The 11594-nt window shown below is 73.5% G+C and carries 10 protein-coding genes; all 10 read left to right on the top strand.

The window, feature by feature from the left end:
* Positions 1-104: 104 nt before the first annotated feature.
* The 10 genes from O7542_RS16515 (at position 105) to O7542_RS16470 (ending at position 11513) form a co-directional block, all read left to right on the top strand.
* Entirely contained in the window at positions 105-2006 is a 1902-nt protein-coding gene (locus tag O7542_RS16515; protein WP_223201159.1) for a BTAD domain-containing putative transcriptional regulator, read from the top strand.
* A gap of 206 nt (positions 2007-2212) precedes the next feature.
* Positions 2213-3412, top strand: coding sequence for a DUF6004 family protein (locus O7542_RS16510; RefSeq protein WP_030499571.1), 1200 nt, complete (start codon positions 2213-2215; stop codon positions 3410-3412).
* A 128-nt stretch (positions 3413-3540) separates the two neighbouring features.
* Positions 3541-4437: a 50S ribosomal protein L11 methyltransferase gene (locus O7542_RS16505; RefSeq protein ID WP_043325252.1), complete on the top strand. Its 897-nt coding sequence runs from the start codon at positions 3541-3543 to the stop codon at positions 4435-4437.
* Positions 4437-5078: a hypothetical protein gene (locus tag O7542_RS16500; RefSeq protein WP_043325250.1), complete on the top strand. Its 642-nt coding sequence runs from the start codon at positions 4437-4439 to the stop codon at positions 5076-5078. Before O7542_RS16505 ends, O7542_RS16500 begins: the two co-directional genes overlap by 1 nt.
* A 5-nt stretch (positions 5079-5083) precedes the next feature.
* Positions 5084-6370, top strand: coding sequence for an AarF/UbiB family protein (locus tag O7542_RS16495; protein WP_064447380.1), 1287 nt, complete (start codon positions 5084-5086; stop codon positions 6368-6370).
* 92 nt (positions 6371-6462) lie between these two features.
* Positions 6463-7167 carry a crotonobetainyl-CoA--carnitine CoA-transferase gene (locus O7542_RS16490; protein ID WP_043325247.1) on the top strand — a complete coding sequence of 235 codons (705 nt, stop codon included), beginning with the start codon at positions 6463-6465 and terminating at the stop codon, positions 7165-7167.
* Positions 7168-7415: 248 nt separating this feature from the next.
* Positions 7416-8693, top strand: a complete 1278-nt coding sequence (locus O7542_RS16485) for a cysteine desulfurase (protein ID WP_104115333.1) — start codon at positions 7416-7418, stop codon at positions 8691-8693.
* A 22-nt stretch (positions 8694-8715) separates the two neighbouring features.
* A complete protein-coding gene (locus O7542_RS16480; protein WP_064447382.1) occupies positions 8716-9855 on the top strand; it encodes a PLP-dependent aspartate aminotransferase family protein in 1140 nt (379 codons plus the stop codon).
* 38 nt (positions 9856-9893) lie between these two features.
* Complete coding sequence (locus O7542_RS16475; protein WP_064447383.1) at positions 9894-10796, top strand: homocysteine S-methyltransferase family protein; 903 nt, start codon at positions 9894-9896, stop codon at positions 10794-10796.
* 63 nt (positions 10797-10859) lie between these two features.
* Positions 10860-11513 carry a hypothetical protein gene (locus O7542_RS16470; protein WP_030499579.1) on the top strand — a complete coding sequence of 218 codons (654 nt, stop codon included), beginning with the start codon at positions 10860-10862 and terminating at the stop codon, positions 11511-11513.
* The last annotated feature ends 81 nt before the right edge of the window (positions 11514-11594 follow it).

Genomic DNA, 11594 nt, shown 5'->3' with positions numbered 1-11594 from the left:
TTGGCGGCCTGGCCTGCCGAGTTTCCTGAGCAATAGCTGAGTGTGGCGACGTGGTAACCGGATGTGCCAGTCTCGGGCTCACGCTGAGCCTGGGGGGATAGATGATGGAGAGTCGCGCCTGTTACCGGGTCGACCTGTTGGGTCCGCTGCGCGTGCGGCGGAAGGGGCATCCGGTGGAGCCCGGACCGGCCAAGCAGCGGGCGGTGCTCTCGCTTCTGGCGTTACGCCTGGGCGACAGCGTCCCGGTGAGCGAGGTGGAGGAGGCGGTCTGGGGCGGCGTAGTCCCGCCGAGCGCCCGGTCGCTCGTGCACACGTACGTGGCCCGGCTGCGCCAGGTCCTCGAACCGGAGCATCCGCCGCGGCGCCGGGTACGGGTCATCGCCTCGACCGTCACCGGGTACTCGCTGCGCGCCGAGACCGTCGAGACGGACGTCGCGCGGTTCCGCCGCTGTGTCGCCGAGGCCGAGAAGCGGATCGGCGAGGGCTGCCGCGAGGAGGCGTTCCACCTGCTCGGGCAGGCGCTGGACCTGTGGCGCAGCCCGACCCTCGGTGAGCTGCGCTCGCTGCTGCACGACAACATCGAGGTGGAGGCCCTGGGTGCGGCCTGGGTGGCGACCTCGCACAGCTACGTCGGTCTGGGGCTGCGGCTGGGACGCGCTGCGGCGGTGCTCGACACCGCCACCCGGCTGGCCCGGCTGGAACCCCTGCACGAGGCGATCCAGGCCGACTATCTGGCCGTGCTCGGCAGCAGCGGGCACCGGACCGTGGCCCTGCACCGGTACGCCGACATCACCGAGCGGCTCCGTACCGAACTGGGCGTCGACCCGGGGGAGGAACTGCGGGCGGTGCACCGGGCGCTGGTGCGCCCGGCCGGCCGTCCACCGGTGCCCCGGCCGGCGCCGGCGGTGCCGGCCGCAAGGCGCAGGCCCGGCTGCGGGCCGATCTCCGGGCCGCTGCACTGGCGGGCCGGGGACATCGCCGACCTGGCGGCCCTGCTGGCGAAGTACCGCGCGGTGACCGTCACCGGCGCGCCCGGCTGTGGCAAGTCGGCGGTGACCCTGCGCGCCGCCCACCAGGCCGCCCGCGTCTTCACCGGCGGGGTCCTGACGGTGGACACGCTCGATCTCAGTGACCGGCGGCAGCTGGAACGCCGGCTGGCCCGGATGCTCGGGGGCAACGGCGCCGAGGATCCGGTCGAACTGCTGCGCGACCAGCCGACACTCGTGGTGCTGGACAACGCCGAGCACCTGGTCGACGCGTGTGCGGTGGTCGCCGACCGGCTGTTGCTGGCGTGCCCGGACGTGGCGGTGCTGACCGGCTCGCGTCAGCCGCTCGGGCTGCCGTACGAGCGGGTCCAGCGCCTGCATCCGCTCCCGGTGCCGCAGCCGGGCGGATGGCCGTCGGTCCTGTCCAATCCGGCGGTCGCGCTGCTCGCCGAACGGGCGGCCCAGGCCCGCCCCGGGTTCCGCCTCGACCGGCGGGACGCGGAGGTCGCGGTGGAGATCTGCCGCCGGCTCGACGGCCTGCCGCTGGCCCTGGAGATGGCGGCGGCGTGCCTGGCCACCGAGAGTCTGGACGGGGTGCTGCGCAAGCTGGAGGGACCGCTGGACGGACTGCGCCCGCCCGCCGCCGGACCGGAGTCACGCCACACGTCGCTGCGGGCGATGCTCGACCGTAGCGTCCAGCGCCTCGACGTGGCCGAGCGTTGTCTGTTCCAGCGCGTCGCGTTGCTGCCGGGGGTGTTCGACCTGGCGGCCGCCCAGCGGTTCTGGCGGCCCCATCCGTCCGGGCCCACGGACGTGCGGGTGGTGCTCGCCGCCCTGGTGGACAAGTCCCTGGTGATGCCGGTCGGGACGACCGGCGGCCGGTACCGGATGCTCGGCCTGCTGCGCCGGCTGGCGCTGGAGACGGGCACCCCGGGGGCCGTGACGAGTCCCGCCGCCGAACTGCCCCTGCCGCTGTCCCGGCCGTTGCTGCCGGCCGGCGCGGCGGCCGTGCCGGACTGACCGGCGGCCGCCGCGACGGCCCGCTCCCCGCCGGGGGAGCGGGCCGTCGCGTTCTGGAGGCCGATGACACCTGACGATGCTTCAGGCATTGACAGCACGCTTTAAAAACACATAGCTTGAAGTTCGGCGGGACCGGTCGGGTCCGGTCCACCAGCGGCCCTCAGACCGCCGCTGACCCCTGCCGACAGACATTGGAGGTGTCTGGCTTGAGCACCAGAGAGACCTACGAGTCCCTGAACCTCGAACCCAAGCCGATCCGCCCGCACATCCTCGCCGCGGCAACCGTGGTCTTCGGCGAGGACTACTACTCGGGCCGCCGCGAGACGATCAACCTGTCCGGCTTCGTGCAGCTCAACAAGTGGCCCATGCCGGGCTTCGAGCACAAGGTCGACGAGAACGGCTACGCGCAGTTCGCCACCGAGCTGATCAGCGCGCCCGAGGTGGGCATCAAGGGGTTCAGCTACGAGTTGGACGACCGCATCCAGGTCCTGTCCAACCCGTTCCTGCCCAACAGCGGGCACGTGCGGCAGATCGTGCCGGGCAAGAACTTCCCGGCCGAGTTCTACATCCGCCGCTTCGGCATCCTGGAGTCGAGCACGCTGCGGCTCGCCCACCGCAACGTCATCGACATCTACGGCGTGGTCGACAGCGTCCCGCCGTTCAAGAAGCCGCTGACCGGGCCCTACCTGGGCAAGCCGCGCGGTGACGGTCCCTTCGACGTGATGGCCGCGCCGAACGTCGTCAAGGGCACCACGCTGCCGGAGGCGTGGTACCCGGCCAACGACGAGAACCAGCCGGTCGGGATCACGCCGAACCTGTTCTTCGCGCCCAGCGCCGGCCCGTGCATGTCCATGCTGGTCGACCCGTCCATGATCATGCAGACCTCGCTGGAGGGGCAGATCGAGGTCGAGGTCAACGGCAAGACGGTGCGGGTCGACCTGGCCGGGGACTACCGCAAGGCGGCCGGTGCCGAGGTGCTGCTCTTCGGCCCGGACAAGCACGACGAGGGCCCGGGCGTGCTCGCCCAGCTGGCCCGCGTCGCGGTCGTCGGACACAGCCCGGAGCTGGGTGGCCGGGTCATGCTGCGGGCGAGCTGGCCGCGGGTCTCCGGCGGCACGCTGGGCGAGGGCAACGAGGACAGCCTCAGCCGGCTCAAGTTCCCCGGCGACCTGCACATCGACGCCGAGTTCGAGCTGGTCACGCCGCACGAGACGCTCTACGCCGCCAACTCCGTGCACGTCAACGGCAAGATGCGCGGCATGGAGGCCACCGGCACCGAGCTCAAGCTGGACGGCTCGGACACCGCCCTGGTCACCGTGGACGAGCAGCCGAAGGCTCGCCTCACCGGCGTCAACCTGGTGATGCGGGACGCGCTGGTCGGCGAGCACGCCGCGGTGAACGCCTGACCGACGGGTCCGCTTGACGGGCTTGCCGGCCAGAGGTTCTACTAGTAAAACCAATAGCAACGTACCGTCACGATGTCCCTCCCGGCTGCTACGGCGGTCGGGAGGGACGCGCGCTCAGGGGGTACCGCGTGGACCAGCGGCTGCTGCTCATGCACCAGATGATGCTCGGCGACGCGCCCCGGCTGCGGGCGTACGACAGGGCGCTGGAGGAGGCCGTCACCCCCGGCGACGTGGTGGTCGACGTGGGCGCGGGGCTGCTCGCGCTCTCCCTGCTGGCGCTGCGGCACGGCGCCGAGCACGTGTACGCGGTCGAGGCCGACCCGGCCACCGCCGCGGCGGCGGCCCGCATCATCGAGGCCAACGACCTCAAGGGACGGCTCACCCTGGTCACCGGCGACGCCCGTACGGTCCGGCTGCCCCGCAAGGCGGACGTGCTGGTCTCCGAGATGATGGGAAACCTCGGCCCGGAGGAGGAGATGGCCGAGGTGCTGCACGTGATCGCCCGTCGCCACCTGCGCCCCGGCGGCCGGGTGGTGCCCCGGCGGCTGCGGACCTGGCTGGCCGCGGCCGAGTTCGCCGACGAGGGCTGGGGGCTGTGGGGCGGCGACTTCTACGGCTACCGGCTCGACCCGGTGCAGGAGCTCGTGGCCCCGGCGGCCCAGCTGCACTTCTTCCAGCGTCCGCCGAAGCTGCTGACCGAGCCCACAGTGGTGCTCGACCAGGCGCTCGACGGCCGGTCGCCGTCCCGGCAGACGCTGCGGCAGCGGCTGCCGGTCATCGCGCCGGGGAGGCTGCACGCCGTGCTCGGCTTCTTCACCGCCGACTTCACCGACGACGTGACGCTGTCGAACTTCCCGTCGTACCCCGGATGCAACTGGGCGGTCTGGGTGTGGCCGCTGCGGCACACCGACGTGGCCGAGGGCGACGAGCTGTCCGTCGCCCTGCGCCGGCCGGCCCGGCGCGACGTCCGCGCCGTGACCGGCTGGCGGCTGGAGTGCGGCCTGTCCCGGCAGAGGAGGTCCTGATGCCCTTCGCGGTGGGTACCGTCCGCGACATTCCCGTCCGTGGCGCTCTCAAGCTCTGCGGCCTGACCTGGTCCGCGGAGTGCCTCTGGTTCTCCGAGGCGGTCTCCAGCCAGATCGCCTCCCTGGACCCGATCAGCGGCAAGGTGGTCCGCCGGCTCGACTGCCCCGGCGTGCGCACCGACCTGACCACGATCGGCGGGCGGCTGCTGCAGGTGGCGGGCGACGACCGTGTGCTGCGGCTGGTCGATCCCGAGGACGGCGAGCTGCTCGGCGAGTTCGGCAACCCGCGCCCCGGCAACGTGCTGTGCGGGCTGGAGGCGACCCGGCACGGGCTCTGGCTGGGCTACGAGGACCTGCGCCAGGTCGACCTGCGCGACCCGGACGGTTTCGGGCTGATCGACACGTTCCCGGTCCGGCAGCCGATCGCCGGCCTGACCGTCTCCGACAGCTACCTCGTCTACTCCGACCGCGACGCGGCCACCATCAACCTGTACGACGTGGCGGCCCGCCGGGAGGTGGCCGCCTACTCGGTCGCGGGCAACCCGACCGGCATCACCTGGGACGGCCGCCGCATCTGGTACTGCGACTTCACCACCCTGCAGCTCCGGGCGATCGAGGTGCCGGGCATCACGAAGGGTTGACGTCCATGGCGACCACGCGCGCTCTGCTGGCCCGCTCGACCCGGATCGGCGCGGTCGGCGCCGCCCACCTGCTGCCGGTGCTGCCGGCGGCGCTGGTCAAGGCGGTCCGAGGTGACCGGGCGGCGGCCCGCCGGCTGCTGTACCGCCGTCTCACCACGTTGCTGATGCGGCTCGGCCCGACGTTCGTCAAGGCCGGGCAGGTGCTCGGCACCCGGCGCGACGTGCTGCCGGCCGCGCTCTGCGACGAGCTGTCGGTGCTCCAGGACCGGGTCGACCCGATGACCCCCGAGCAGACCAGCCGGGCGCTGGCCGAGGCGTACGGCAGCGAGACGCCCGCGGAGTTCGCGGAGATCGACCCGACGCCGGTGGCCAGCGGCAGCGTGGCCTGCGTCTACCGCGGCCGGATGCCCGACGGCGCCGAGGTGGCGCTCAAGCTGCGCCGTCCCGGCATCGAGTCGACGATGGCCCTCGACCTCGCGCTGATGCGGCACGGCGCCCGGGTGATGGCCCGGCTGCCGATGCTGCGCGGCGTCCCGGTGCGGGAGGTGGTCGAGAACATGTGCGGAGCGGTGTTCGGCCAGCTCGACTTCGCCCGGGAGGCGGAGAACCTGCGCCGGCTCAAGGAGAACCTCGCCGTGGTGCCCCGGGTCCGGGTGCCCGGCGTACGCGACGACGCCTGCCGGCCGCGCTGCCTGGTCATGGAGTTCATGCCGGACCTCGACGTGGACGTGGCGCGGTCGATGTCGGCGGCCGTGCGAAAGCGGTTCGCCGCCTCCGCGATGACAGCGATCTACCACATGCTCTTCGTGGACGGATTCGTCCACTGCGACATGCACCCGGGCAACCTCTACTTCACCCGGGGCGCCCAGGTGGTGGTGCTCGACGCCGGGTTCAGCGTGCAGCTCACCGAGGAGCTGCGCCGGTTGTTCGCGGAGTTCTTCATGAACATGTCGATCGGGCGCGGCCGGTACTGCGCCGAGATCGTGGTGCGCAGCGGCACCGGCCTGCGGCCGGACGCCGACGTGGAGACGTTCCTGGTCCGGATGGCCGACCTGGTGGAGCGCAGCCACGGGCTGCCGGCCCGGGAGTTCAGCCTGATCGCGTTCGCCGCGGAGATGTTCGACCTGCAACGCCGCTACGGCGTGCACGCCGCGCCGGAACTCATCTTCCCGCTGCTGTCGCTGCTGGTGATCGAGGGGACGGTACGCGAGCTCGACCCCGACCTCGACTTCCAGGAGCTGGCCAAGCCGGTGCTGATGCGCGGGCTCTTCGGCCGCCGGGCCGCCGCCTGACCGCTGGCCGAACGGTCCGCCGGGCCTGGCCGGTCGCTTCGACAGCGCGGCCCCACCTGCGCAAACAGCCGACTAAAATATACGATAGCGGAATGGCACAGACTGGCCTCGCCGGCAAGCGCTCCTACCACCAGTACTGCGGGCTCGCGTCCGCGCTCGACGTGCTGGGCGAACGCTGGACGCTGCTGATCATCAGGGAGCTGCTGATGGGTCCCCGGCGCTACAGCGAACTGCTCGCGGACCTGCCCGGCATCGGCACGAACCTGCTCGCCGACCGGCTCAAGTTCCTCGTCGACTCGGGCGTGCTGCGGCAGGTCGACGTGCACGGCACCGGCGGCCGGCTCTCCTACGAGCTGACCCCGACCGGGCAGGCGCTGCGGCCGATGGTGCTCGGGCTCGCGCACTGGGGCCTGGAGTTCGTCGGTGACCTGAACGCCGAGGACACGGTCCGCCCGCACTGGGGCTTCCTCGCCGTGGAGGCGATGTTCCAGTGGGACAAGATCTCCCCGATCGACGAGAGCTACCAGTTCCAGGTCGACGACGAGGTCTTCCGCATCGACGTCGCCGGCGGGGTGCCGCGCGTGGCGAAGGGGCCGTCCGACGACCCGGCGATGGTGGCGACCACCGACGCGGCCACGTTCGTGCGCATCGGCGCCGGGCGGGTCACGCCGCTGATGGCGATGGTCGGCGGGCAGCTCAAGCTGGAGGGCGACATCGACGCGGTGCTGCGCTGCTGCGAGCTGCTCGGCCTGGACGCCGGCGCCGCGCCCGCCGCTCAGACGACCTCCGGTCACTGACCCGCGCCAGGGGGTGACGGGACCGGATCACTATATTATTCTGAACTAGCCTCGGCGTTCGTCGGGGCCCGTCGTCGTCCGGCACGCCGCGCCCGTGCGGCACCTCCCGAGCACTGTGGTCCCACGGGGACGACCGGTCCGCCCTCCGTCGCCCGAGCGCCTGACGGCGTCCGTGCGCGTCGCGGGGGCGACCCCGCGCGGCGCGTACGCCGGCACCGACGACCGGCCGTCAAGCGACAGGAGCCGGCATGACGGACACGGTGCGACACGATCCGGAGGCGCTGCCCAGGGCGGTACGGGACGACTTCCCCCTGCTGGCCCGCCGGGCCGGCGACCTCGTCGCCTACCTGGACAACGCCGCCACCACGCAGAAGCCCCGCGTCGTCCTGGACGCGATGACCGACTACTACACCGGGGCGAACAGCAACGTCGGGCGCGGCTACCACCGGCTCGGCCTGGAGTCCACCGAGCGGTACGAGCAGGCCCGCGAGAGCGTCGCGCGGGCGATCGGCGCGGCGCAGCCGGAGGAGGTGCTCTTCACCGCCGGCACCACCGCCGCGGTCAACCTGGTCGCGGACACCGCCGGGCAACGGGTGGCCGGGCCGGGCCGGCGGGTCGTGGTGACCGGCATGGAGCACAACAGCAACCTGCTGCCGTGGCGCCGGCTCTGCGACCGTACGGGCGCCACGCTCACAGTGGTGCCGGCCGGACCGGACGGGCGGGTCGGGGCCGACCGGTTCGCCGCCGCGCTCGGCCCGGACACCGCGCTGGTGGCGGTCACCCACGTCTCGAACGTGCTCGGCACCGTCAACCCGGTACGGGAGATGACCGCCGCCGCCCGCCGGGCCGGCGCGCTGGTGGTGGTCGACGGCGCCCAGGCCGTACCGCACCGGCCGGTCGACGTGCGCGACCTCGACGCCGACTTCTACTGCTTCTCCGGGCACAAGGCGTACGGGCCGATGGGCGTCGGCGTGCTGCACGGCCGCCGGGACCTGCTCGCCGGGCTGCCCCCGTACCAGGTGGGCGGCGGCACCGTGAAGGGCGTCGCGGCCGACCAGCCGGTCCGCTACCTCGACGGGCCGGCCCGGTGGGAGGCCGGCACGCCGCACGTGGCCGGCGCGGTCGGGCTGGCCGCCGCCCTGGACTACCTGCGCGACCTCGGCTGGGACGCGATCCGCCGGCACGACCGGGCGCTGGTCCGGCACGCCGTCGACGTGCTCGCCGCGATCGACCGGGTGCGGGTGGTCGGTGACCCGGCCGCCGACCCCAGCGGCATCGTCTCGTTCGTGGTCGAGGGCATCCACCCGTACGACGTCGGGGCGCACCTGGACCGGCACGGCGTGGCGGTGCGCTGCGGCGTGCACTGCGCCAGCACCTTCCTCGACGAGATGGGCCTGCTCGGCACGGTCCGGCTCTCCTTCGGCGTCTACAACACCACCGCCGAGATCGACCTCGTCGGCGAGTTGCTCGCCGGCGTACGACCGGGTCCCTGGACCACCGACCACCCCGACGTCCGGTTCCTCTGAGCAGCGCCCGGAAGGGAGCGTCATGAGGTTCGACACCCGGCTGGTGCACGTCGGCCAGCGACCAGTGCCCGGCACCGGCGACGTGGTGCCGCCGATCCACCTCGCCACCACCTACGACCGCACCGCCCAGGACCCGCCGCGCTACTTCTACGCCCGGGGCGAGCAGCCCAACCGGGAGGCGCTGGAGGAGTGCCTCGCCGCGCTGGAGGACGCCCGGCACGCGACCGTGTACACCAGCGGGCAGGCCGCCGCCACGACGGCGCTGTCGCTGGTGCCGCCGGGCCGGCTGGTGCTCGCCTCCGACGACGTGTACGGCGGCACCCACCAGCTGCTCGCCGCCGCCGCCGAGCGCGGCGTGACGGTCCGGCCGGTGGATTTCGCCGACCCGGCCGAGCGGGACCGCGCGCTGTCCGAATGCGGCCCGGAGCTGGCCATGGTGTGGCTGGAGACGCCCACCAACCCGCTGCTCAAGGTCGCCGACATCGCCGCGGTGTCCGACCTCGCGCACCGGCACGGCGCCCTGGTGGTGGTGGACAACACGCTGGCCGGGCCGGTGCTGCAACGACCGCTCGCGCACGGCGCGGACATCACGCTCTACAGCACCACCAAGTCCGTCGCCGGTCATCTCGACGTGCTCGGCGGCGCGCTCGTCTACCAGGACGAGGAGCTGCACCGGCGGTTCCTGGCCTACCGCACGGTGGCCGGCAACGCCCCCGGCGGCTTCGACTGCTACCTCACCCACCGCGGCCTGAAGACGCTGTCCCTGCGCACCGCCCGGCAGGTGGAGAACACCCGCGCGGTGGTGGCGGCGCTGCTGGCCGAGCCGAGCGTCGCGACGGTCAGCTATCCGGGCCTGCCCACGCATCCGCAGCACGCGGTGGCGGCCCGGCAGATGACCGCGCCCGGCGCGCTCGCCGCCTTCGAGTACCGCGGCGACCCGGCCAAGCTGCTCGACCGGGTACGCCTGTTCACCGCCGCGGTCAGCCTCGGCGGCGTCCGCTCCCTGATCGAGTGCCCGGCGCTGATGACCCACCGCCCGGTGCCGCCCGAGGTACGCCGGCGTCTCGGGTTGACCGACCGGCTGATCCGGATCTCACCCGGCATCGAGGACCCGGCCGACCTGGTCGAGGACCTGGTCACCGCGCTGCGTGACGGCGCCTGACCCGCTGACCGGCATTACCGCCCCGCGAAGGAGGAGACATGTCCGCATTCACGACCGGCGGCGCCCCGGTGGTGCTCGACGGAGGACTCGCCACCGAGTTGCAGCGCGCCGGGCTGCCGTACCAGCCCCCGTGGTGGGGCACCGCGGCGCTGCTGGCGGACAGCCGGCGGCGCGTGCTGCGCGACGTCCACGAGCGGTTCCTGACCGCCGGGGCGCAGGTGCTCACGGCGAACACGCTGCGCTGCAACCTGCGGGCGCTGCGCCGCGCCGGACTGGAGGACGCCGGCCTCGGCTGGATGGTGCACGCGGCCGTCGGCGTCGCGCTCGCCGCCCGCAACACGGCCGGCGCGCCCGGCACCCGGATCGCCGCGTCGATGGCTCCGGTGGAGGACTGCTACCGGCCGGACCTGGTGCCGGCCGACGACGAGCTGCGTGAGGAGCACCGCTGGCTGGCCGTGGAGCTGGTCCGGGCCGGGGTGGAGCTGGTGCTGGTGGAGACCATGAACACCGCCCGCGAGGCACGCATCGCGGTGGAGCAGGTACGCGAGGTGGGCGCCCGGGCCTGGGCCGCCTTCGTCTGCGACGACCAGGGCCGGCTGCTGTCCGGCGACTCCCTGGTGGACGCCGCCCGCGCGGTGCGCGCCGCCGGGGCCGAGGTGGTGCTTGTCAACTGCACCGCCCCGGAGGCGACCGAGCGGTGCCTGCGGGCGCTGCGCGACGCCGACGACGGCCCGATCGGCGCGTACCCGAACCTGGAGGACCGCCGCGACGGCGCGCCCGGGCCGCGCCCGCTGCTCGACCCCGCCGAGTTCGGCGACCTGGTCGCCGGCTGGGCGGTGGAGTACCGGCTCGCCGTGGCCGGCGGGTGCTGCGGCGCGTCGCCGGCGCACATCGCCGCGCTGACGGCCCGGCTGAACGCCCCGGTGGCGGCCGTCGACTGACGCCGCCCGCAGGTCCGCCGGCCCGGCGCGGGCCGGGTCAGCCAACGAAGGGAGAACGAGACGGTGAGCGGCTCGACGATCGCACCGCCCGTCGAGGTGGTGCGCAGCCTGCCCGGCCCGGCCGGCTACATGTGCGGCCTGACCTGGGACGGCACCTGGCTCTGGCACTCCGACCAGGACGCCGCGCGGATCTTCGCGATCGACCCGGCGGACGGCGCGGTACGCCGGTCCTTCGCGTACCCGGACGTGCGGGCCGACCTGGGATACGCGGACGGAAAACTGTGCCAGATCGGCGGCCGGCCGAAGCGGATCCTGCTGATCGACCCGGCCACCGGCCAGACCGTCGGGTCGAAGCCGGTACGGCCCTCCAACGGCCGGGTCACCGGCATGGAGACCGGGCCCGAGGGCGTGTGGCTCTGCCTGCGCGCGCCCGCGGTGATCCAGCTACGGGACTTCGAGACCATGACGGTGCAGCGGGAGCACCCGGTCGTGGGGTCGCCCTCGGGCCTCACGTACGCCGAGGGTCACGTGCTCTACGCCGAGTTCGAGGACGGCCTGCTGCACGCGGTCGACGCGGAGTCGGGCCGGCTGGTCGCCACGGTGCGGCTGCCGGGGCATCCGACCGGGCTGGCCTGGGACGGCGAGCTGGTCTGGTACTGCGACTTCGCCGACCGGCGGTTCAAGGCGGTCCGGCTGCCGGACGTGCTCGGCGGCTGACCGGCCCGGTGGGGGCGGCGGCCCGGCCGCCCCCACCCGCCCGGCGTCAGGGCACCCGGTCGCGCGCGTCGAACTGCTCCT

Source organism: Micromonospora sp. WMMC264 (assembly GCF_027497275.1).
Lineage (GTDB): Bacteria > Actinomycetota > Actinomycetes > Mycobacteriales > Micromonosporaceae > Micromonospora > Micromonospora chalcea.
This window is presented reverse-complemented; position numbering and strand designations above follow the sequence as displayed.